The sequence below is a fragment of the Kitasatospora sp. SC0581 genome (assembly GCF_048159585.1).
Taxonomy (GTDB): Bacteria; Actinomycetota; Actinomycetes; order Streptomycetales; family Streptomycetaceae; genus Kitasatospora.
Map to the genome: position 1 here is coordinate 1 of NZ_JBLRWA010000232.1, position 366 is coordinate 366.

General features: G+C 31.4%; 1 protein-coding gene. It reads left to right on the top strand.

Annotated features, from left to right (window positions below):
* Positions 1-226, top strand: a 226-nt coding sequence (locus tag ACLWS4_RS37915) for a type II CAAX prenyl endopeptidase Rce1 family protein (RefSeq protein WP_416876564.1), incomplete at its 5' end; no start/stop codon positions are given.
* Positions 227-366 lie beyond the last annotated feature (140 nt).

Below are 366 nucleotides of genomic sequence, written 5' to 3' on the forward strand. Positions count from 1 at the left end.
TGTCATCTTCAACATTTTAAGCTCGCAGTTTGATAAAAAAGCCACATTCATTATTGGATCGCTCTTATTTGCATCTTTGTTACATTTGAATGGGAATTTTATAATTAATTTGGCAATTAAATTTCCAGCAGGGCTTTTATTGTACTACTTGGCTGATACTTTTGGACTGCAAAGTTCAATTGCATTACACTGGCTTTATAATATGGTAATCGTGCAATTTGTTTGATACGAGGTGAAAAAATTGATTTTAGTGGCAGTTTTAACTATTCTTTTCAATATTATATTGTATATTGTTAGCACACAGCTGTTAGCTCATATGTCAGTTTTAATATTCGTTCTGCTAATATATTTGGCGCCGTTGATAAT